This window comes from Spirochaetota bacterium (assembly GCA_034190085.1).
In the GTDB taxonomy this organism is placed as follows: domain Bacteria; phylum Spirochaetota; class UBA4802; order UBA4802; family JAFGDQ01; genus JAXHTS01.
Genome location: JAXHTS010000018.1, coordinates 1 through 22,837, shown reverse-complemented (window position 1 = coordinate 22,837; position 22,837 = coordinate 1). Strand labels below are relative to the sequence as shown.

The following is a 22,837-nucleotide window of genomic DNA, read 5'->3' as shown; positions in this document are numbered from 1 at the left end:
TACAGTATGCTTCCCATGATTTCAGAAAAGTAATAACTGAGTATAAAATGATTCAGAGTATGAGCCGTAAAGGAGACTGCTGGGATAATGCATGTGCTGAAAGTTTTTTCTCAACTTTAAAAATGGAAGAGGTATTTCATAAAAGATATAAAACGAGAGATGAAGCACGGCTTGCTATTTTTGAATACATTTCTGTATTCTATAATAGACAGAGAATTCATTCTTTTCTTGACTATAAAAGTCCGGAAGAATATGAGTCATCTAATTCAATAATTAAATAAGTTGCTTAACTATGTGTCCGTAATTGCAGGGCAAGCACAGGCTAAATACAACAAGCTAAATTCGAGTTACGATTGAGCCTGTGCCAAGACACATCCATGCTAGACCGATTGTCAAAGGTATGTATCATAGAACAACTACTAACCAGTCATTGGATCCGACTGCACTAGCAGGGTTGATTGACACGAGTTCAGCGGCCAAGTTGAGTTTTACGTAGGTCGAGCGTATTCTTGACAGCACCGTACAGCGGGCTCAATTCGGACGTTATGATGTAATGAAGGATTCCTCGCATGAAAGAAATTGTACTTGTTTTATTAGGTTTCATTTTTGCAGTCATCCCGCAATGGTTTGATCGAAAAAGAAAATTGAAGGGCCATTTCTGTGCCATCCGCGCAGAATCGGAGCTCTGCAGAGAAAGAGCAGAAATATTCCTCAGGGACCGAATTCTATTACCCTTATACCGCATGCCTCTTACGGCATATAAAGTATCGGTGCCAATCCTTCTGACTGAAAGTGCCTTATCGGAGAAAGAAGCGATCACACTGGCGAGGTTTTACTGTCAAGCTGAGGACATCAATCGTGGCCTGGATAATGCTGTAGCTGTTATCAATGATAAAGATGCACTACAGCGAGAATATTCAAGACTAATTCTTAAGTGCCAGACTTTGGTTGGACCCTCAGAAACCCAAACACCATTATTTGATTCGACTAAAAAGCTTTTAGACGGCAAAATTAAAACACCATGGTGGAAATATTAGTAGCACCTAATCTCGTCACATCAGCCGAACTCGTAAACTCGATGGCTGAGCGACCCATTAGACTCTCACTGAGTATCAATCGAAATGAAAAAGTTAAAGCTTTATTTATATTATAGAAACTTCAGTTTGGAATTTCTATTTTGCAGATGATGCCCCAGAAAAAAGGAAATTTTGTTGTTTACATCTCTCAAATTGTATTCGATGAGATTGAAAGAGCTTCAGAAGAAAAACGAATAATATTGGAATCTTAAATCGAAAAGTTTACTCCTTTTGAACTTGAGATAACACTAGAGGCATAATTGCTTGCAGATATATATAATTGAAGTCGCTTTACTCAAGCATGAATTGATGATTCAATTCATGCAGCAGTTGCTTCTATCAATGAGATGGATGCTCTCGTCAGTTGGAATTTAAGAAGATATGGAAAAAATTAACGGGATTAATCTATAAGAGGGTGTTCCAAGCGGTTAGAAATTATTACATCAATGGCGGTATCAACAGATGACGATGAAATATGACAATTCATTATTGGAAGTGTGGAAATGGAAAGAAGAAGTAAGTAAATATTATAGCGCTTTATCAATTAAAGAAGGATTCGAAAAAATACAAGAAAACACAAAAAGAAGAATGAAATATAAAATAATGGACAGAAATATCAATACGCATTAACAATGCTATAAATACGGACGAGAAATGGTGATAGATATGATGTTTGAATTTCAGGGTAATTCTCCACAGGTTCATGATAGTTGTTACATCGCTCCAAATTCCACTCTGGTAGGCAACTTAACCTTAGCCGAGGAGTGCATTGTGCTCTTTGGGGCAGTGCTAAGGGCGGATATGGGGAGCATAATCATTGGCCCTAAATGCTGTATTCAGGAAAATGCTGTTATTCATGCCGCAAACGAGGAGATAAGATTTGAGGGTGAAAGTATTATCGGTTATGGTAGCATTGTTCATGGAGGGATAATTGGAAGAAGCGCCTTCATAGGAGCTGGAACAGTATTATTACAGGGTGTTAAAATAGGAGAGGAATCAATTATAGCCGCAGGTTCAGTAGTGCTTATGGGAATGGAGGTGCCGCCTCGTTCATTAGTAACTGGTGTTCCAGGTAAAGTAGTTAGAGAACTCAGTGATTCAGATATCCAAATGCTAAATAAAATTCCGGTTCAGGGCTATCAGATGTTGCGAAATGAATACAAAAAGGATGGCATTTTGAGAGAGATATGATCCCTTCATATTCCAATCATGCCATTGTACTCATTTTATATCAATTTTTTGAAATTTGAGCGCCCGTTTTAAGGCGTAAACAACTTTATTACTCATACTTAAACCCAGCTTCAAAAGAATTATGCCCACATAAGAATATACTGAGTAAAGCAATAATATGTTTTGCAATCAATTTACATTATTCAAACAATTTCTTTATAATTAATTTACAATCAATAAACATATTGACCAAAAATGTTGTATTTTCATGAAATGATATAGTAATTGAAAGTAGGTATTGTATCAATAATCATAATGGGTGAACATTCTATCAAGGATACTATTTAGAGCGCAAATGTGGGATGAAGAAGTATCTGCGATAATAAAGCTTTTAAGTATTAACAATTGATGTCAAAATGAAGGCATGTCATTACAATAAATTTTTGAATTATTTGAGAAAGAAATATTCTAACCAAAATATAGTTGATCTAACGACCAGACAATTATTCTTCATTATTGCCTTTTTTTGTATTTTTATTCTATTACTTATTATGTTATTCCTTTTTAAGGAAGGTTTGCCTATCTTCAGAGAGGTTAGTCCCACGGATTTTATCTTTGGGTTCAGTTGGTATCCCACAAGTGAATATGAAAGATTCGGTGTTTTCCCATTGATTGTGGCATCAATTTCCGTTACAATTTTGGCTACAATCATTGCTGTACCCTTAAGTCTTTCTATCGCCATTTATCTGTCTCAGCTTGCCAGTTCCCTTGCCAGGGAGTTAATAAAGCCGACAATTGAGTTAATAGCCTCAATTCCATCTGTCATTATTGGTTTTTTGGGGATGGTGGTTGTGGCGCCCTTTCTTCAAAGAAACTTTGATATTGATACAGGGCTTAATCTTTTAAACGCCTCTATTATGCTCAGCTTTATGGCCATTCCTACCATATGTAGTATATCAGAGGATGCCCTTTCCTTTGTGCCAACATCCCTTAAAGAGGCGTCATATGCCCTGGGAGCAAATAGATGGCAGACAATATTTCATATTATAATTCCTGCATCATTATCTGGAATATGGACAGCGATAATACTTGGGATATCCAGGGTTATCGGGGAGACAATGGTTGTGCTTATGGTTGCCGGAGGAGCTGCAATAATACCAAAATCGGTGTTCGATCCTGTTAGGCCTCTGACATCAAACATAGCTGCAGAGATGGCTGAGGCGCCGGTCTTCAGTTCGCATTATCATGCCCTCTTTGCCATTGGAATACTGCTCTTCATCATTACTTTTATATTCAATATAACCGCTGACTATTTATCTAATAAGTATAAATTTCAAAATGATTGAAAATGTTGACCATTATTAAACGACAAACTAAATTATTGAAAAGCCCGGAAATAGTCGAAAAGGTAATATTTTTTTGTACTAGATTATTATCTTTTTTTGTTATTATTGTTCTTTTATTCTTTATAGGCTATGTCTTTAAGATGGGATTTTCAGCTCTAAGCTGGGAATTTATAACTGCTATGCCCAGAAATGAGATGACCGAGGGTGGCATATGGTCTGCGATAGTTGGAACCTTTTACCTTTTATTGGGATCGTCCCTTTTGTCAATTCCTGTGGGAGTAATAACCGCCCTTTATCTTACTGAATATGCAACAAATAAAAAAATTGTTAGGATAATAAGGCTTGGTGTAAACAATCTTGCCGGAGTTCCGTCGGTTGTTTTCGGTCTTTTCGGGCTTAGTATATTTGTTATATTTCTGGACTTTGGTACTTCCATACTATCCGGATCCTTAACGCTTGGAGTATTAAATCTGCCTATTATCATTCGTTCTACTGAAGAGGCTTTAATGATAGTACCTAATACTTATAGAGAGGCCTCCTTATCATTGGGAGCTAACAGATGGCAGACTATCTATAAAATTGTGCTACCCAATGCAATTCAGGGAATCCTGACAGGGATTATTCTCTCACTTGGTCGGGCTGCAGGTGAGACAGCACCAATAATGTTTACTGCTGCTGCTTTTTTTACTCCCAACCTGCCAAGCTCAATCTTTCATGAGGTAATGGCTCTTCCATATCATATCTATGTTATGGCCACATCTGGTACGCATATTCAGGAAACCCGGGATATGCAGTATGGCGCTGCGATTGTATTGATCGCTTTAGTGTTGATGCTCAATATAACTGCCCTAATTATAAGATATAGATACAGGAAAAAAGTATAAACCGGAGACACACCCCATTGCTTAACAATAGAATAAACGTGAATAGTACATTCTCATTCAATTTTTCCTATAAGTTAGTAGGGGCGAAGGGCCCTTCGCCCCTACATCGATTTTTGGCTTTTAACTTAAATCCTTGAATCTTTTATTCCGAGGTAGAATCTCTTGGAATTTCTATTTTATTGAATTGTTATATTTTTAAGATAAATTTCGTTCCATGCGCATTTGAAGAGACAGATACCTCCCAGTTTAATAGACTAATCGCATGCTTTACAATTGATAATCCAAGACCAGTTCCTCCAGAAGATCTAGATCTGCTTTTATCCACCCTGTAAAATCTTTCAAATATCCTGTCAATTGAATCTTCAGGAATGCCTATACCAGTGTCCGATATGGTGATAATTTTTTGTTTATCAAATCTTTCAGCATCAATGTGAATTTTCCCATTCCTGTTGTTGTAATTGATTGCATTGTCAATAAGATTAAAGAATATTTCTTCAATTAGAAATCTGTTGCCTGTTATATTTTGATTCAGTATATCAATAGAGTTGGTAATAGTAATGTCCTTTGATCCGGCCTTTGATGATAGAATCTCAATACAGTTAAGTATGATTTCTTGTATATTTATCTTCTCAAGCTGAATACTCTGCATGGTCTCGAGCATGTTTAGTTTAATCATATCATTTATTATTGAATTTTGCCTATCAATATTTAGCATTGCCTTTTCAATAAACTCCCTGCATTGAGTGGGATCATGCAGATGATCTTTAATAGTTTCAAGATATCCTCTGATAATAGCGATTGGTGTTTTTAACTCATGAGAGAGATTCCCTACAAGATCAGTCTTTAATTGATCCATTTTCTTTTTTTCTGTTACATCATATAGAACAACCAGTATACCCTGTATGGTTTTTTCTTCTTTTATCGGTTTTATTAAGACATCGCAAATCTTTCCATTGTATAGAGTCTCTTCAAAATGTATCTGCTCCCCAATATTCAATGAATGTTCAATCTTGATATTTAATTCGCTACCTCGTATTACCTCAAAATAAACCTTCCCGATTGCATTCATTCCTATGTCAAGAATAGAAATAAATGCGTAATTACACAATATAATTCTTTTATTATTATCAATAACAGCTATTCCATCATTTATGCTTTCAATTGTAATTTTCAGTTTGTTCTGTTCCAGAATAAGGTTGTTCATCTCGCTAACAACTATATCTGCAACCCTATTCAAGGATTTCTGAAGTGTCCCGATTTCGTCATCAGCATAATTTAGTATTCTTCTTGAATAATCACCTTTCGAAAAATGCTCTGAGAAATCTATTGTTTCCTCAATTGGTCTTGTTATCTTTCCAGATATAAAAGCTATTATTATGGCTGCTATAGCGATAATAAACAAACTGAATATTATTATCATTCTTTGAAGCTTTGACAAACTCTCTTCAATTTCGTAAAGCGGTTTTGAAAGCCTAATAACAAAATATTCGTAGTTTAATGCGATGTAAAGCATATCAATCTTTAGAGTGCTGCTGTAGCGTATGCTCTCGCCGATTCCTGAAGATATTGAATTTTTTATTTCAATTCTGTATTTGTGATTACCGAGCACACTCACATCATCAACATCAGAGTCGGCAATTACAACTCCACTATGATCGACAATAGTGACTCTCAAGTCGATTATCTGTGAAATCTTAGATATGAGATTATCAATCTCTCTTTGGGGATGGGTAAGCAGATCAGTTCTCTCATCCATAAAGAGCTGGATAAATTTTATCTTCTCTTTCATATCTCTTTTAATTATATTTAGATGAGTTTCATAGACGAGATTGTTAAAAAAGAGAAGGATAAGACAAACCAAAAGCGCAATGAGTAATGTAAAGTAGATTTTTATTTTACTGCTAATCTTTTTCAACATGTTGTTCAGGGTTGATAAATATTATAAGCTGCTGATTTATTAATCGCTTCTAAAATAGTCAATATTCCCAGTCAGTGGTTGGGATTAAGTCACATCCTATGTCATTAATTGAGAACATATTTTTATTATTGTACTATATAATTTTTGTTATAGTATTAACAGAATTATTATTCTTTTATACCATAACCAACACCAGAAAAGGTCGAAATGATGTTTTTATATTTTCCAAGTTTTTTTCGAAGATTCATCACATGGACATCTATAGTTCTGTCAACAACATATACATCTTTGCCTCTAATATGATCTATAATATTGTCTCTTGTGAAAATTTTTTGTGGATATTTTAGAAAGAGATGCAGAAGCTCAAATTCGGTTTTAGTTAGTGATACGTTTTTGCCCTCAACTCTTAATACAAATTTGTCAGGAAAGAGTTCAATGCCCTTAAATCTCAATGAATTAGTATTTGGATTCGAATTATTATCACCTACTCGTCGTAAAACAGCCTTTACTCTTGAGACGAGTTCCTTAATGCTAAATGGTTTTGTTACATAGTCGTCACCTCCCAACTCAAGACCAAGTATCTTATTGAATTCCTCGGACTTTGCTGATAGAAATATTATTGGGATATATTTATAATCTTTTGAAAATCTGATATGCTTACAGAATTCATATCCATCCATGCCATTCATCATAATATCCAGGATAATCAGATCCGGAGTTTCCTTTTCTATTGCTTTTAATGCATCTTCTCCGCTGGAAAAGCAAAAGGCATTATAGCCTTCCTTGACTATATTAATGCTTACGATTTCCAGTATGTCTTTTTCGTCATCTATAATAAATATATTTTGTTTCATAGGTTTCACTATCTATTATTTTTCAAAATGCCTAACATCAACACCCTTTATATAATAGATTGCCCTTTCTGCTATGTTTGTTGCATGATCACCGATTCTTTCGAGAGCCTTTGCTGCCATTATCAATCCAAGCGCTTCTGAAATTGTGCGTGGATTTTCTGCCATAAATGAAAAGAGTTCTCTGTAAATCTGAAGGTTCAAGGCATCAATATCCTTGTCTTTTTCAATAATACACTTTGCCTTATTCTCATCCATTTCGCTTATCGATATAAAGGAATCCTTTATCATTTCAATACATAGGTTTGCCATCCTGGGTATGTCAATTAGGGGTTTTAGAGTTGGTTTGCCATTAAGCTTTATAGTCTCTTTTGCTATGTTCACAGCAAGATCGCCAATTCTCTCCACGTCGGTATTTATTTTAAGCATAGCAAGCACAAACCTGAGATGAATAGCAGCTGGCTGTTTTGTTACGAGAATTCTTATACAGTCATCATCAATTGTAATTTCGAGTTTGTCAAGCTGTGAATCGTCCCTTATAACCTCTTCTGCCAGTTTAATGTCAGATCCCTTTAAAGAGTTAACAGATTTTAAGATAGCTTCTATAGCAAGATCCTGCATCTCAAATATTTTAAATTTAACTTCCTCTAATTCCCTTTCCAAATGAGTGATCATAATGTCCTCCATTCGACTGCGCCTTAGGCTATAACATATGAATTATTATATCTTATAAATGCTGATTGTTATACAGATTAAGGCAACAACAGATGTCGACCAGCTTACCCAAATTTTCCTGTGATATAATTTTCAGTCATCTCCTTATTCGGTTTCGTAAATATTGTGTCAGTCTCCTCTACTTCAATAAGGCTGCCCAAATAAAAAAATGCAGTATAATCACTAACCCTGGCAGCTTGTTGCATATTATGTGTAACTATTACTATGGTATATAATTTTTTTAAATCCTGAATCAATTCCTCAATTTTTTGAGTTGATATGGGATCTAATGCTGAGGCAGGTTCATCCATTAGGATTATTTCAGGTTCAATGGCAATTGTCCGTGCAATGCAGAGTCTCTGCTGCTGGCCACCAGAAAGGCTTAAGGCTGAATCCTTTAACCTGTCCTTGACCTCATCCCAAAGGGCGGCTTTCACTAATGAATTTTCGACTATTCTCTCAATATCGTATCTATTTTTTATCCCCTTAATTTTTAAACCATAGGCGATATTATCGAAAATTGATTTGGGGAAGGGATTTGATTTTTGAAACACCATTCCAACCCTTCTCCGCAAACGAATAACGTCATATTTAGGGCAATATATGGATTCCTTATCAATTAATATGTCGCCTTCAACTTTGGTATTTGCAATAATATCATTCATCCTGTTAATACATCGCAGAAATGTTGATTTACCACATCCAGAGGGACCTATTAGCGCTAACACACTGTTTTTCTTTACTCTCAATGAAACATTTTTTATCGCTATTGTTTCACCATAATAAAAGGTTAGATCTTTTACTTCAATTTTGTCCGCAATTTGATTCAATATCTATCACCTTAAATTTGTTACTTATAAAAGTGTAAAGCGCTAAAATTCCCAATGACGAGAATCTTCTAAATATATAAAATTGTTAATACTATTATCATTTAAATTTTATAGCCCGTCTCAGTTAATAGATGTTCATTATTTATTGAATATTTATAAAAATATTGTAAAGATTTTGTTAATTTTTATCATTATTTGTAAACCTCATAGGATGAGATGAAAACATATAAATCATTTATTTTTTCTTTATAATTTCTTAATATCATTTCTTTAAATATTTTAACAAAAATTTAATATTTTACTCGAATTAAACATTTAATTTAAATGTATAATATATTCAAGTTGAGTTTATAAAAAAAAATAAATAAGGAGAATTTTTCTATGAAAGTAAATTTACGAAAATTTTATTTTATCACATTTATTTCGATTATTACACTTTCAATTGCAATTGTATTAAGTGGTTGCTCAAGGGATAAAGTTAATAAGGTAATAATTAAGGGATCGACAACTGTTCTTCCTATAACAATGAAGATAACAGAAGAGTATGCTAAGATCGAAAAGGACTTGGTTATTTCAGTGGAAGGAAGCGGTTCAGGAAATGGGATCAAGGCATTGATTGACGGAAATTGTGATATTGCAAACTCCTCAAGAGAGATGAAACCCAAAGAGTTGAAACTAGCTAAAACAAAGGGAATTGATGTTAGGGAGATAGCCATTGCATATGACATGATAGTGCCTGTTGTTCACCCATCCAATCCTATCAATAACATCAAGATGAATCAATTAAAGGCTATTTATGCGGGTGATATCAGCAACTGGAAGGATATTGGAGGCAAGGATGATAAAGCTGTTGTAGTATCACGGGATACAAGCTCTGGTACCTATGAGATATGGCATAAGAAGGTTATGAAAAAGATGGACACTAGAAAGGACTCTCTGCTTCAAGCATCAAATGGCGCTATTATCACCACTGTCTCTCAAAATAAGAGAGCAATTGGGTACATTGGATATGGTTACTTAAACAACACCGTTAAGGCATTAAGGGTTAATGGAATAGAAGGTACAATAGAGAATGGCAAGTCCGGCAAATATCCAATATCGAGAAAACTCTATATATATGTAAACAATGCCGCTATTTCAGAAGATACAAAGAAGTTTATAGACTTTATTCTTGGAAGCCAAGGACAAAAATTAGTAAAAGAAGCTGGATTTATTCCTTTATAATACACAGATTTAGAATGTTTTTTTAGTCATGAAGTGAATAAATGTTTGTAATCTCGTTTAATCGACAATGAATGTCGATATTCTTCACAATTTAAAAACGAGGTTACAAACTGGATGTTAAAGAATGAAAAGAAGATTCAAACCAATTTTATTGAGATAAGGAAAAGTAAATTGAAGATAATCAAAAGTTGGGGATTCATACCACCTTATAATAATATTCTGAAGAGTCCATTGAAAGAAATTATTGACGAAGAATTTTATGATCAGAGGAATTAAAGGCTGATAGATTATCTGGTATAATAATACTTATTTAATAGTTCAGATAATATCTGGCACTCTGATAATAATTCACCTTTTATACTTATTATAATTCTCAAAATTTTAATCATCAGGAAATTCGTTTTTTAATTATTCTTTTTTGGATTTCCTTTCTGTATAATAAAAAGTATAATAAGAATATTATTCCTAAAGAACTGAACAATATCGTTCCATTATTATGCTTTAGTATATAGAGTATATAAGCAAAGAAAAAAGAGAGGAGAGATAGAATAAGGCTTATCCCCCTGTTAATTGATGATTGTATATTTAAGAGACTTTCATTGATTCCATCCTGTTCTACCCTTAATACAAGATTTCTTTTCTCAATTCTTCCTATAATTCTATTAATCCTTTTGGGGAATATAATAACATCTTTAATATTGCCCTTGGCCTGTTCATATATTCTATTTGCCATTTCTAAGAAATTTCTTTCAAGGATTCTTCTGAAATATGGTCTAAGTTCATTATATATATTCATATCCGGGTATAATAGTGCAATTATACCGGCTAGGGTTCCAACAGTTTTTCCGATATATGAAAACTCGGCTGGGAATGTGATGGAGTTACTATACATGATCTCTACAAGATCGTCTAAAATTGGTGAGATATCTATAGCTAAGATAGACTCTCTTTCCAGTTTAACTGAAGGTAATATTGTATCAAGGAAAAACTGCACAATAGGCAAAAATGTATAGATATTCGTACCTTTTTTAAAAAAGTTCAAGTCATCTAAGATATTTAAGATTACTTCATAGTCCTTATTCAATGTCGCTAACAAGCCAGTATATATGCTTGAACTCATCTTCTCTGTTAACTCTCCAGTCATGCCGAAATCAATCAATGCAATGCAGTTATTATCGAGCACCAGAATATTTCCCGGATGTGGATCATAGTGAATGAGTCTAATAAATAAAAATTGTTCCAGATATATTTCTATCAATCTTCTCGTAAGTATTTTAGGATCGTTGTTTCTCTTTGACCATCTCTCTATTTCTGTTATTTTATCACCTTCTATATATTCCATGACGATTATTCTATCAGTACAAAATTCATCATAGATTGTAGGTATCTTAATAAAATTATATTTATCAAAAGCCTTCTTGAACCTTATCGCATTATGCGCTTCTCTTCTAAAATTAAGTTCATCGCCAGTGACGAGGGTAAATTGTTCCATAATACCCTCGATGTCCATCCTATCTCGTATGAAGCTAAAGTTAGAAAAGAGAGAAAACACTATTTGAAGAATGGCAAGATCAGTATCAAATATTTTCTCAATTGCTGGTTTTAATATCTTTAATACGACAATTGTATCATCATTTAGTATAGCTCGATGGACTTGTCCCAATGAGGCGGAGGCTATTGGTATCCTTTCAATTGTTTTGAATATAGTCTTGTAATCCCTATATTCCTGTTCAATTATCTTCTCAATTTCTTTAAAATCAATAGATGGAACTTCGTCCTGAAGTGGAGTGAGAATTTCAATATAGGGGGAGGGGAAAAAATCCCTTCTTGAGCTTATGAACTGACAAAGTTTTATTAATACACCTTCCAGTGATAGAGCAAGATTATAAAGCTCAGTCGCCCTTTTTTTGTGAGATTTTTCCATTTTAGGGAGTGCATAATTAAATCCCCTTTTGCGAATCAGTCTGTATTCTTTATGAAAATCAATGAATATCTTAAAGAATAACCATGCAACCCGAAGGAATCTCTTTTGGATTTTCATCTAATAATTTAGCAATAGTCTATTTCTCTTTCATAAGCTTATCTAACTTTTTATCTATATCGGATACTATATTCTTCATATCATCGATCTCCGCTTTGGTAGCAAGGCCAGCTTTGTTTGCTATTTCAGAGAGTCTATCCTTTGCCTTTTGTATCTCTTCAGCATGTTTTGATGTAAAATCCTCCTGCTTTTCTCTTATTTTCTCATAAAACATACTGAATCTCTCTTCTCTTCTTTTTTTAATTTCTTCTGCTTTTCTTTCAATTTCATCACCAGCAGCAAAGAGTAAAACCGCTAAATCTTTAATTATGCTATTCATAAATATGCTCCTTATTTGAAAGTGTGAAATAATGCGATATCCTGCTCATTTATTAGACAATAACTAATCCTGCAAAAGCCACACCTAAGATATTTTGGAATATACATAATACATAAAGATGTAAAAATCTACCATCAGCTAAGCTAATATTATGTGTATTTCCATCCTTTCTTTTATCGCTAAACAGGGTGACACGATATAATACGCAACCATTGCAGAGGAACTGATCAATATTCTATAATATATATTCACAATTATATTGAGTTTATAGAAGCAATTATTGTAAATGTCAAGCCAAGAATTGATAAAAAAAGAATTAGTATTTCTGGATTGAAGACATTACTTATAGAGCTGATCAAGATTAGGGCGCTTTGACTGATATTGATTGAGAATTTATATATAAACATATAAAAAAAAGGTAAAATTGTTGAAAGATATCGGATGAAAATATATTATGTGGCATAATCTAATAAATTATCAGTGAGATAATCAAAAATGAGATTATGGAATTTCATAAATATCATTTTACTGCTCACACTCTTTTGTAAATCAAAGATAAGCTCAGAGGTTAGGCAATCTGCTTTAGCTGGAAGATGGTATTCAGCTAATTCATCAAAGCTTGCATCCACAATTGATGATCTTATTACAGACATTGATAGAAAAAAAACGTTATCAAATCCACTGCTTCTAATTCTACCTCATGCCGGTTATATATATTCCGGGAGTGTAGCGGCTAGGGGATATGATTTAGTTAAACGGTTATCTCCTGAAATTATTGTAATTATTGCTCCATCTCATTATAGCCACTTTCATGGATGCTCCATCCTGCCTGTTGATTTCTATGAGACACCGCTAGGCAGGGTAAGGGTTGCAAAGAGCATAGTCAATAAGCTATTGTATGGACCCCTATTCCAAACAAACAGGGCTGCGCACAGACAAGAGCATTCAATTGAGATTCATATCCCCTTCTTGCAGCGAATATATAGGGATAGACTGAGGTCGGATATCGAAATTATCCCTATACTTGTAGGCAATATAACCAGAGATGATTCTGTTAAAATTTCAAGCTCAATTGTAAGGGCAATCAAGGATAAAAGGCGTCCACTCATCATAGTGAGTTCAGATTTCACTCATTATGGCGATAGATTTGATTATCTTCCCTTTAGGAGCAATAATCAGGACATACTCAGAAAAAAGATTAGGGATTTAGATTTTGGCGCTGTTAAACACATAATAAACAAGGATTTAGACAACTTTTGTTCCTATGTGAATAAAACAGGTATTACAGCCTGTGGTAGGAATGCGATAAAAATTGCTTTAGCCCTACCTATTAGGGATTTTAAGGCTGAGGTCATATCTTACGATACATCTGGCAATATTACAGGTGACTATAATAATTCAGTAAGTTATGTGTCAATCTGTTATAGTGGTACAATCTTAAAAGGTAATGAGGAGGGACAAATTATAAAAAACGAGGATTTTCAACTCACGGATAAAGATAAGAGATATCTACTATATATTGCACGAAAAAATATTGAATCAGTGCTGCATAAGAATAAAAATCTTGAAATCCAATCTGATAATGTGCCAAAGAACTGTCGTAATGAAACTGGTGTTTTCGTTACTCTAAAAAAGAAGGGCAATCTAAGGGGATGCATTGGGTATGTATTAGGTATTAAACCCTTAAACAAGGCGGTAATCGAAAATTCATATAACGCGGCATTTAGAGATCCACGATTCTCGCCTTTAGATAAAGCAGAATTCAATGATATTGAGATTGAAATATCGGTGTTGACTAAACCTCAAATTGTGGAGTCTATTGATGAAATTAAGGTTGGAAGGGATGGACTCATCATTGAGAAGGGGCATCGTAAGGGGCTTTTGCTTCCGCAGGTACCTGTGGAATGGAACTGGAATAGAGAGGAATTTTTGATTCACACCTGTAGAAAGTCAGGTCTTCCCGATTATGCATGGAAATATGGAGCACAGATTTATAGATTTCAGGCAATCGTTTTTAGCGAAGGCGACCTATGATTTATAATGAAATAAGTAGAAAGGAATTGTTAAGTAGGGGTTGTAATACTCTATGTAGCTTAATTATTGGAGGTTCAATACTCTATTCATATAAGGGGGATCCCCTCTTTTCTCTATCAAGGGATGAGGGTGGTTTTAAAAGAATCGCCTCGCATTGGAAAGCGATAAATAAGGATAGGGTTCTTTGCCAACTCTGCCCTAATGAATGCCTATTAGATGTTGGGGAGAGGGGAGTATGCAGGGTACGGGAAAATATCAATGGCAAGCTTTATTCACTCGTTTACTCTCGTATTGCTGCAATTCACATGGATCCGATAGAGAAGAAACCGCTTAACCATTTTCTTCCGGGATCGATGGCCCTCTCCCTTGCCACAGCAGGATGCAACCTTTCGTGTAAATTCTGTCAGAATTGGCAGCTATCTCAATCAAAACCTGAAGATTTAGACGCAATTAGAATAATCCCCAAAGATATAGTAAAGAGGGCTAAATCCTTAAAATCTAATGTAATTGCCTTTACTTACAATGAACCTACTGTTCAATTCGAATATATTACTGAAACATCCAACATAACAAAGGGCATGGGCATTAAATCCGTTATTATCTCCAATGGTTACATTAAACCGAAAGCCAGTAGAGAATTATTAAAAAATCTTGATGGTGTTAAGATTGACCTCAAGGCCTTCAATTCAAAATTTTATAGAGATATCTGTGGTGGTCATCTTACAGATGTATTGAAAAATCTCGAAACAGTGCGTTCATCAGGTAAGTGGCTTGAGACTGTAACATTGGTGATCCCCAATCAAAACGACTCTCCTAAAGATATTAGAAATATGGCCAGATGGGTAAAGAGCAATATCTCTCAGGATGTGCCAATGCACTTTACAAGGTTTCATTCAATGTATCTCCTGAAAAATCTTCCCCCAACACCTGTAAAGACCCTTGAGAGATGCAGGGGAATAGCGAAATCAGAGGGTATAAGATACGCCTACATCGGAAATGTGCCAGGCCACAAGTGGGAAAACACCTATTGTCATAATTGTGATAAGATGATTATTAAAAGAAGCGGTTTCTTCTCCATTACAAATAATATTAAAAATGGAAGATGTCCATACTGCAAAACGATAATACCCGGAGTGTGGTCATAATGATAAATATAATTATCATTTCACTATATACATCAATAATTTAGAATCTATACCCAGATTCGAAGGATAAGAATTTTTGTTTACTTGTAATTTTTTGATCAATTGATCCTATATATATGCCATCCTGTCTCTGTTTTTGCCTCCCCTCAGCTTCAACTGTAATATAATCAAACTGAAGTGTAAAGAATAGATTATTTATAAAGCAATATCTACCACATAAAGAAAACAGAATGGCATCCCCTTCGCACTCACCCCTGCTTCTCTTTGATCGTAAAATATGATTATCATAATCCTCCACATCAACAATTTGGGAATATCCAATACTTGTTTGAAAATGGGAATTGTTTTTATACATAAATTCAATAGCAATTTTAACGTATGGAATATTATACTTGATTTCATAAGTAAGCACTTTTCCGGAAATAATCTCATGTCCTATATCATATCCATAATACATATTTAACGAAGGGTACCATTTATTTAAATTGCTTACATTAAAATCATATTTTTGATAATTATATCCAATACCTGTTAAGAGAAACAATTCGAAAGTATCATATGAACCTTTGTGAAGTTTATATAGAATATCCATATCGATAATCAAAACATTTAGCTCTGCATCGCTTTCAGAATAAATATCCAACGAATCCGGATTGGGCCATCCATCTGACTCATAAAACCAAAGTCCCCAGTCACTATCCTCCATCTTCCCAGCATCATCTGAGATGTTCTTCATTACGCCTATGCCAATATCTAATTTTTCAGCTAATTCTATGGATCCTTTTGCTGAAATCATATAAACATCCAGGGGGAATTGCAATTCGCTTAGTGGAAATCGAAATTCCCCACTGCCAAGTGGAGTGTGAAAGGATCCTCCAATCTGGTAAGTAGTGTATCCTCTTAGCAATCCCACCCCTAATGAGAGTTCAGCATTATTAGATTCAGCATAAAGATGTATTGTGCCTGTTGCAATAAAAAATATATAGATACAGAGATTAGCAAACAATCTCATAATATTCTTATCCCTGGGCTCAAAGATCGATACAGCACAAATTAGAGATACAAGACAAGAGTATTCTCAGCATAGGATGTTGTTGACATTATTATCAATATTTTTACATAGGTCAAGATAAAGTTGACAAAGATGAGACTACTGAATTACTTTATAAAATATTTATGCATTATTATTGTATATATTCTCGCTATTATTTCGCTCCTTTTGTATCGTTTTTCGTTGGGTATTATCGTGAATAGAAGAGCTACTCCCTTCATCATGGGAAGAATTATGAGCAATATTCTTTTACATGATTAAACTTGACAAATAACCCATGATTTTTACTATTATTTTTGAGAAAAACTGTCTCTAATCCTGATAAAATAAGGAGACGATAATTGTTAATCCATTAGGTTATCCCATTATCTGGGAGCAAATCCTAAAATGCGATAATTATATTTTAATAACTGATGGAGTATAATGGATAGAAGTATTCAAATCCTGAGCTCAAAACAACTCCCCCCTTCCTCATCAGATATCATTAAAAGAGAGAGATTGCATACTCTCCTATCTGGAATCCCCAAGAAAAGAATTACAGCTGTAATAGCAGGAGCGGGATTTGGGAAGACCACTCTTATTGCTGATGTGTGCAAGAATCTTGATTTAGATACAGTCTGGTATAGGCTGGATAAATCTGACAATGACATAATACCCTTTTTCCATTACCTAATTTTAGGGGTACAAAAGTATTATCCCAAATTTGGGAACAGTATAATTCGTAGAATTAAGAAGACTGGTATTATAGAGAGTAACCGTATAGACGTTCTTGCCGCTCTAATACGTGAATTTGAAAAACATATAAATAAGGATATTTTAATCTGTCTTGATGATTATCACTTAATTGAAGATAGTGTGGAGATAAATGAATCCCTGAAGTATCTAATTGAGCATCTGTCACCTCAGGTTCATTTGATTGTTATCAGTCGAGTAGAACCGGATTTACATCTTTCCAGATTCAGAGCCAGAAGAGAGATGCTCGATATTAGAGAAGATGATCTTTTTTTTAGCATTTCTGAAATCGATGAACTCTATTCTAAAATTTATAATATTAATCTAAATGAAGAGAGTTTAAGAATTCTTCAACAAAAGACAAGGGGGTGGGTGTCAGGTTTAATATTATTTTATCACCTTTTAAGATGTAAAAGCCATGATGAGATAAGGGATTTCCTACTACATCTCAAAAATTCACCCCAGGTAATTTTACAATATTTGGAAGATAATATCTATGATCTTCAATCAAGCGAATTAAAACAATTTTTAATAAAGACCTCAATCCTTTCTCGTATTAGCGCTGACTTTTGTGATCAACTCTTAAATATTAACAACTCGAAAGAGATTATAATGACTCTTGAAGCGAAGCATCTTTTTACCTTCCCTTTGAATGAGGAGAGGGAGTGGTTTACCTATCATATCATATTCCAGGAATTCTTAATGAATAGGTTAAAACTGGAGATGAGTCGGGAGGCAATACTTAAACTTCACAGGGATGCAGCGGGCATCTGGGAAAAGGAGGGTGAAGATGAGGAAGCCCTGCGGCATTATCTGATGGCGGAACAGTTGGAAAAGGCATGGACATTGCTAAGAATGATTGGCTTAAAATTGTTGAAAGAGGGACGCTTTAACCTGATAAACTCCTATCTCAAGATAGTGCCTGATATCTATTTAAATGAAGAACCCTGGGTAAAATATTTACAGGCCCTTGCATTAGAGCTTTCCAGTAAGCCGCAGGAGGCGATCCGTGCCTATAGTAAGGCACATAAATCCTTTGCTGAGAATAAATCATCAAATGGTATTGTGCTTTCTCTTAATAGTCTTGGATATAACTACTTTTTGGATGGTGATTTCCTCAGGGCTGAGATGAAGCTTAAAGAATTGCTTGGTAAGGTAAAGGACAATCCTCGCTTTAGTATTAATGTTCTCATAAATTTGATGCATCTATCCTATCATTTGGGAAAATTGGATATTGGTGATCAGTATTTTAAATATGCCATGTCCCTATTGTCCGGTTTTAAGGATAGTGAATTACTTGCTGAATTATATATTAATAACTGTTTTCGGTATATTTTCTCTGGAGACGTATCAAAATCTTTAACAATAGCAGAACAGACAAAAGAATTATGCGAGAATTTAGGGCTATATGATTGGTTGGTTTTTGATTATTGCCTAATATCTATTTCCTGTTACAGTATGGGCCTCTTTTCGAGGGGCATGGAGAATGCGATAAAGGGTATGGAGCTATGCAAAGAGAGGGAGCTAGATGAGGGTATATACGCAATCCTTTTACTAGTTTCAGCGTTAAATGCAGTTGGATTGGGGAGAATTGAAGAGTCAATCGAATCTTCATTGAAGAGTTTAGGTGTTTTCCAAAAAGTAAAAAGCAGGTGGTGCCAGGCATGGGTTTATTATGCTCTAAATCATGCCTATATGAAATCTGGAAACCTGAAGGCAGCAGAGGATAACGCGAGAAAGGGGATAGAGATAATTAATGATTTAACCCTGCCATTGGAGGAGGGATCGCTTAAGCGTAGTTTAGCTGAATCCCTAATTGAACAAGAAAAATTGGATGAGGCTCATATACTCTTGGATAATGCGGAGAAACTCCTGAAAAATTCAAAATTGAATATTAGCAGAATCTATCTCTTATATGCTAGATTATATTGGAAGCAGAAACAAAGGGATCTTGCTATTGAGAAGCTTATTCAAGCGCTTAATTTATGCGAAGCCAATGAGTATGATATATGGATTATCAATGAAGAGAGATGGATAAAACCCCTTCTGATTGAGATATTCCTTCGTGGTAAGATGCAGGATTACCTTAATAAAATATTCAGTGAGATAGGTATAGTTGTAGAGGATAATCTAAGGGTTATTAGCGATATAAATGAAACTAATATAAGTGAAATTGAACCAAAAAGTATAGATGAAAGTAAAAAAGCAACAGTACCTGGATTAAGGGTGTTTTGTTTTGGCAAATTCATGGTATATCGTGGAGATGAAGAGATACAGGCGGATAGATGGAAGAGCAAAAAGGCCAAAATGTTATTTAAGTATCTTTTAATATCTCGACCAAGAGGTTTTTTGGCAAAGGAGGTGTTAATGGAGCTTTTTTGGCCTGGGGAGGATCCAAAGAGGGTATCCCATCGTCTTCAGGTTGTGCTAAGCTCCCTGAGAAGAATAGTAGAACCAGAAATATTAAGGTGGGCTCCATCTTCATACATAATAAGAGAAGGCGATTCGTATCAACTATATTTGGGGGATGATGGGTGGTCTGATATTGATGAATTCCAGCAGGAATTAAGGCTTGCGGAAAGTAAAGAAGATGTTGAAGATGCGATATCACATTATCTTAAAGCTGAAGCTGTTTATGGTGGTGATTTTCTATCTGAAGACCTATATGTAACATGGTGCACAGAAGAGAGGGCGAGGCTTAAAGATAAATATCTTGATCTATTGCAGAAAATAATATCTTATTATGAGGGAAAAGGCGATTATTCTAAAGGCATTGAATATGCTAAGAAATTTATAGAAGTTGATAAATATTCTGAGAATATCTACCAGCAATTGATGACATATTATTCTAAAATTGGTAATAAATCAATGGTAACTAAAACTTATGAGAGATGTAAAGAGAATATTGGAGAGGATTTAGACACTCCATTAGCAGATGAAACAGAAGAATTATACCGAAAATTAATTTGAATATTAAAGCAGGTATTCATATTCACAATTATATACATTATAAGCCCAAGGTGAAGCATTTCTATCTTACTTAACACTCACAAATAATAGGTATTTCATAGAAAACAAATAAAGAGAGTATAAGAATATCCCAAACCAATAGATTTATTTTTTCATTGGTCAATGCATAGGATTATTCATAATATACAGAATTTGCTGAAAATACTCATTTTTTTAGTTTTTTTAATCAAATTGCTTAAAATTGATTTTCAATTGATTTTCAATTGATTTTCAGTTGATTCTAAATATATATACTTATCATGGATTAAGTGATTAAATAAGGGTCGATTTAGTGAGTTTTGAAATTCATGTTTTCAGTTATAAGTAAGTTTCTGAAATAGGCTCTTTTTAGGATCACTCTTCAAGACTCTTTAATTTAATAGTAAGCAACTGATGTTAATCTATTAGAATATCCTTAGCATAAGATGCTATCTTGTTTGAGAGTCTTTATCCCATTCAAAGGAGGTGAGTGCAACTTTATCGCATTATTTTGTTTAATTTATAGCACTACGTAAATTAGGTTATAAAAGCAATTTTGCATGCTGCATGTTACACCCTTTGTTTTTGGGGTTTGTAATATGAATCAACAATAGGATCTACTTAAAGCAAAAGTGCTATATATATTAAATATATGTAACTAACTGATTATTTGAAAGGAGGAAAAGATGACACCAGAGACACAAGCATCGACAACTAGGAGTATGGAAGACCTAGAGAAGAATCAAGAATGGTGGTGGGTAGCAGAGAAGAAGAGATCCAAACGATTGGATTATCTGAGAAAGGCTATCTGGAAGAAGGGGAAGAAGGGAGCAATGTATGAGCCGGGAATAAAGATGGACCTTGAGGCACCGCAGTTGTTTACTGCTGCATTTAAAGAGAATGAGAATGAGCCTGTAATGATGAGGAGGGCAAAGGTATTATCGCATGTACTTGATAATATTACCATCTTTATCACGGATCAGGCTCAACTTGTTGGATATGTTGGAAGCCTTCCGAACACACTCTCCTGGAATTGTGATATAGCCGGTCTCTTTAATGAAGAGATTTACAATGATTCAGTTGTAATTCCTGAGCCACAGGAGGAATCGCTCAAAATAATAGCTGATATAAACAATTACTGGAGTACCAGGGATTGCATGGGCAAGGCATTGAGAGACCTCTCAGGAGAGGAGGTTGTTAAGTTTATGACCTTTGTTCTTATGTGGAGCTTTCCAGTAGGTGGCAGCTTCGGTTATTCAGGTAAGGATTATGAGTACTTACTGACTGGCAAGAGGGGATTTGAGGATATTATCGATGAGATACAGGATAAAATAGATGAAGCTGAAGAGAGTATAGATGGCAATCCTGGACCGGATATTCTACCACTTTATGATAAGCTCAGCAATTGGGAAGCGATGCAGATTATACTGGAGGCCTGTATCAGGATGGCAAAGAGGTATTCAAGATTGGCTAGGATAATAGCTGAGAATTATGAATCAGATCCCAAGAGGAAAGAGGAACTCCTTAGGATTGCAGAGACCTGTGAAAGGGTACCCGGGAAACCGCCGAGAACCCTTCAGGAATCGCTGCAGTATGATCATTTTATTCAGGTTTGGGCAAGATTTGAGGATGTTGAAGGCGCTTGGCCTGCCCGACCGGATTATTACCATTGGCCTTACTATGACAAGGATGTCAATATTGATAAAAAGATTACCAGAGAAGAAGCGATTGATCTTGTAGGAGAATTTATGATTCGCTGTAGTGAGGTGGGATTCTATTCACCCGCAGTTGCAGCAGAGGCCCTGCAGGGGATTTCAGCCACATGGGTATGGACCATTGGCGGGGTAAAACCGGACGGCACAGATGCATGCAATGATCTCACCACAGCCTTTTTAGAGGCATCAAGACTCGTGCGTGTTGCCAATCCAACCTTCGGATTCAGATGGCATCCCCAGGTAAAGGATGAGGTAATGAGGGAGGTCTTCGAGTGCATCAGGCATGGGTTGGGATATCCGAGCATACGGAATGATCCGATATTGATAGCGAATGGCATGAACTGGCATGGGCATCCTCTGGAAGAGATGAGGACCTGGGTACATCAGGCCTGTATGTCCCCTGCTCCAACAACCAAGCATGGCTCTCAGCCTGCACGGATGGCAATGACCCTTAATTGTGCCAAGATGGTAGAATACGCTCTGCACAATGGGTTTGATAATATAGTGAATATGCAGATGGGGCCAGAAACAGGTGATGCTACCAAGTTTACAGATTTTGAACAGCTTTTTCAGGCATGGGTAAAGCAGATGGAATGGCTTGTAAATTTTGGCACAAGGATGATGAACAAAGGCCGCAGCAACAGTCCTAAGTATTATGGCAGACCCTTCCTCTCTGGCATATCAGAGAAGAGTGTTGAGAGCGGTCTTGATGCGCTTGAGCCTTCACTTGAGCGTGGTAATTGCTGGCTTACCTTCTTTACATGGGCAGAGAATGCTGACAGTTTAGCGGCTGTGAAGA

At 35.2% G+C, this 22,837-nt stretch carries 18 protein-coding genes; 11 read left to right on the top strand and 7 right to left on the bottom strand.

The features are described 5' to 3' along the window. The 6 genes from SVZ03_03540 to pstA all read left to right on the top strand — a co-directional run. A partial coding sequence (locus SVZ03_03540) for an IS3 family transposase (protein ID MDY6933279.1) occupies window positions 1-281 on the top strand: 281 nt, incomplete at its 5' end. 288 nt (window positions 282-569) lie between these two features. Further along, window positions 570-1,037, top strand: a complete 468-nt coding sequence (locus SVZ03_03535) for a hypothetical protein (GenBank protein MDY6933278.1) — start codon at window positions 570-572, stop codon at window positions 1,035-1,037. Window positions 1,038-1,544: 507 nt separating this feature from the next. Continuing rightward, the gene (locus SVZ03_03530) at window positions 1,545-1,706 is read left to right on the top strand and encodes a hypothetical protein (protein MDY6933277.1); all 162 of its coding nucleotides are present in this window, start codon (window positions 1,545-1,547) and stop codon (window positions 1,704-1,706) included. A 36-nt stretch (window positions 1,707-1,742) separates the two neighbouring features. Beyond that, on the top strand, window positions 1,743-2,267 hold the full coding sequence (locus SVZ03_03525) for a gamma carbonic anhydrase family protein (protein MDY6933276.1): 525 nt from the start codon (window positions 1,743-1,745) through the stop codon (window positions 2,265-2,267). 431 nt (window positions 2,268-2,698) lie between these two features. Continuing rightward, entirely contained in the window at window positions 2,699-3,592 is an 894-nt protein-coding gene (gene pstC / locus SVZ03_03520) for a phosphate ABC transporter permease subunit PstC (GenBank protein ID MDY6933275.1), read from the top strand. A gap of 2 nt (window positions 3,593-3,594) precedes the next feature. Beyond that, window positions 3,595-4,476, top strand: coding sequence for a phosphate ABC transporter permease PstA (pstA, locus tag SVZ03_03515; protein ID MDY6933274.1), 882 nt, complete (start codon window positions 3,595-3,597; stop codon window positions 4,474-4,476). A 187-nt stretch (window positions 4,477-4,663) separates the two neighbouring features. On the opposite strand, the gene SVZ03_03510 is transcribed toward pstA, so the two are convergent. The 4 genes from SVZ03_03510 to pstB form a co-directional block, all read right to left on the bottom strand. Next, the gene (locus SVZ03_03510; protein ID MDY6933273.1) at window positions 4,664-6,265 is read right to left on the bottom strand and encodes an ATP-binding protein; all 1,602 of its coding nucleotides are present in this window, start codon (window positions 6,263-6,265) and stop codon (window positions 4,664-4,666) included. 296 nt (window positions 6,266-6,561) lie between these two features. Continuing rightward, on the bottom strand, window positions 6,562-7,248 hold the full coding sequence (locus SVZ03_03505; protein MDY6933272.1) for a response regulator transcription factor: 687 nt from the start codon (window positions 7,246-7,248) through the stop codon (window positions 6,562-6,564). 15 nt (window positions 7,249-7,263) lie between these two features. After that, window positions 7,264-7,920: a phosphate signaling complex protein PhoU gene (phoU, locus tag SVZ03_03500; protein MDY6933271.1), complete on the bottom strand. Its 657-nt coding sequence runs from the start codon at window positions 7,918-7,920 to the stop codon at window positions 7,264-7,266. A 104-nt stretch (window positions 7,921-8,024) separates the two neighbouring features. Then, a complete protein-coding gene (gene pstB, locus SVZ03_03495; GenBank protein ID MDY6933270.1) occupies window positions 8,025-8,789 on the bottom strand; it encodes a phosphate ABC transporter ATP-binding protein PstB in 765 nt (254 codons plus the stop codon). 381 nt (window positions 8,790-9,170) lie between these two features. Here pstB and SVZ03_03490 point away from each other — a divergent pair, with 381 nt between their 5' ends. After that, window positions 9,171-10,013: a PstS family phosphate ABC transporter substrate-binding protein gene (locus SVZ03_03490; protein MDY6933269.1), complete on the top strand. Its 843-nt coding sequence runs from the start codon at window positions 9,171-9,173 to the stop codon at window positions 10,011-10,013. 388 nt (window positions 10,014-10,401) lie between these two features. Here the strand turns inward: SVZ03_03490 and SVZ03_03485 are convergent, their stop codons facing one another. Both SVZ03_03485 and SVZ03_03480 read right to left on the bottom strand, forming a co-directional pair. Beyond that, window positions 10,402-12,054 carry an AarF/UbiB family protein gene (locus SVZ03_03485; GenBank protein MDY6933268.1) on the bottom strand — a complete coding sequence of 551 codons (1,653 nt, stop codon included), beginning with the start codon at window positions 12,052-12,054 and terminating at the stop codon, window positions 10,402-10,404. Between the two features lie 19 nt (window positions 12,055-12,073). Continuing rightward, entirely contained in the window at window positions 12,074-12,373 is a 300-nt protein-coding gene (locus tag SVZ03_03480) for a hypothetical protein (GenBank protein MDY6933267.1), read from the bottom strand. 495 nt (window positions 12,374-12,868) lie between these two features. On the opposite strand from SVZ03_03480, the gene amrB reads away from it, so the two are divergent. Both amrB and amrS read left to right on the top strand, forming a co-directional pair. Then, window positions 12,869-14,407, top strand: coding sequence for an AmmeMemoRadiSam system protein B (gene amrB, locus SVZ03_03475; protein MDY6933266.1), 1,539 nt, complete (start codon window positions 12,869-12,871; stop codon window positions 14,405-14,407). Beyond that, on the top strand, window positions 14,404-15,552 hold the full coding sequence (gene amrS, locus SVZ03_03470; GenBank protein MDY6933265.1) for an AmmeMemoRadiSam system radical SAM enzyme: 1,149 nt from the start codon (window positions 14,404-14,406) through the stop codon (window positions 15,550-15,552). Before amrB ends, amrS begins: the two co-directional genes overlap by 4 nt. A 40-nt stretch (window positions 15,553-15,592) precedes the next feature. Here the strand turns inward: amrS and SVZ03_03465 are convergent, their stop codons facing one another. Continuing rightward, entirely contained in the window at window positions 15,593-16,564 is a 972-nt protein-coding gene (locus SVZ03_03465) for an omptin family outer membrane protease (protein MDY6933264.1), read from the bottom strand. 462 nt (window positions 16,565-17,026) lie between these two features. Here SVZ03_03465 and SVZ03_03460 point away from each other — a divergent pair, with 462 nt between their 5' ends. Then, complete coding sequence (locus SVZ03_03460) at window positions 17,027-20,305, top strand: BTAD domain-containing putative transcriptional regulator (protein ID MDY6933263.1); 3,279 nt, start codon at window positions 17,027-17,029, stop codon at window positions 20,303-20,305. Between the two features lie 704 nt (window positions 20,306-21,009). Next, window positions 21,010-22,837: pyruvate formate lyase family protein (locus SVZ03_03455; GenBank protein ID MDY6933262.1), on the top strand; the 1,828-nt coding region annotated here is incomplete at its 3' end.